General features: G+C 39.4%; 1 protein-coding gene and 1 pseudogene. Both read right to left on the reverse strand.

What is annotated here, in order from left to right; genetic code table 11:
- Positions 1 to 341 (reverse strand): protein rep (locus QI30_RS21285; protein ID WP_370323638.1); only part of this gene is annotated, 341 nt, incomplete at its 3' end.
- 257 nt (positions 342 to 598) lie between these two features.
- A pseudogene (locus QI30_RS20570) lies at positions 599 to 1,271 on the reverse strand (plasmid recombination protein); the annotation flags it as partial.

Consider the following 1,271-nt stretch of genomic DNA (forward strand, 5'->3'; position numbering starts at 1 on the left):
GTCACAAAGATAAACTCTTTCTTTTCCTCTTGCTTTAGATAAGCCATCATGACGGACAGAGCCAACGCATCTTTTCGAGATTTCTTCCATGCACAGATCGGACAGAAACGGTTTTTGCACGTATTCCCCTTATGCTGTTTTTTCTTTTCCAGGTTTTCATCAGCAACCATCATCATGAACGTATTGCACTCCCTTATGAGTTTTAAAGTATTTTCCGAGACCACATCTTCAGAAACTAGCTTTTCCATAAAGTACGCTAATACACCGTTTCGCCGTTTTTTCTTCGTGGACTTGACCATAATGTCTTGATTCTTTTTGGATTTTGCTTTATAGTGGCTCATATAACTTAAGTTAATAAACGCCAATCACGGCACTTAAAAACTTGCACCTACCTTCATAGTTTATTGTTTTGATCTCGACAATTAAAACAATACAACACTATGCTGTAGAATGCAAGTTTTTTTGCGTTAAAGCCATACGTATCAAGGGCTCAAGACCCTTCAGGGTAAATCGAAGATGTTACCCTTATATCAAGATAAGAAAAAACCGTTTTTCGCTTCGCTCAAAACCTTAAAAAACACGCCTAAAAGGCGTGTTTTCATCTTTCCATTCCTCGATCCCTCTCCCGAGCTTTCTCACGCTTATACAGGCGCTCAAATTCGCTCCCAGGGTTTCGCTCCCTCACTTTATCTACTAATTCCTTAAAAACGTTTTTAACGGCCCTGACGCCCTCTGTACGCTCTTTTACGAAATCTTTGGCACTTTGATACAACAAACCGACTTCGTGCCGTAAATCGCCTATCAGGTCTTTTAAATCTCTGTTCTCTGAACGGAGTTCCTTATTTTCGTTCTTCAGCTTATAATTTTCATTGGTCTTTTGATAGACTTCCTCACGAAGCTTTTCATTTTCTATGACAGGATTCATACTTTGCAACCGCTCATAATCTTTTTTTACCGCAACCGCAGCTGTCACGATTGTTTCCAGCTGTTCCATCTGCTTAGGAGTGAAAACATAATTCCCGGTTTCTTTTTGATGGATTTCCGGTTTCCCGAACATTTTCGGAACGACTTCGGTTTTGATTTCTTTTCGCTTTGGTTTCAGCACCAAATTCTTATCAGGAACATTTTTGCTAATCGCTAAAAACTCATTTTTCTTTTCATCGACTTTCCCCTCTAACACGGCAATTTCGTTCAATAAGTCCTGTTTTTCCTTGTATTCATTCACGTCTTTATATGAATTCGTGCCAACCAATTTCCGCTCAATTCCACGA

Source organism: Candidatus Kurthia intestinigallinarum (genome assembly GCF_003991225.1).
Taxonomy (GTDB): Bacteria; Bacillota; Bacilli; order Bacillales_A; family Planococcaceae; genus Kurthia; species Kurthia populi.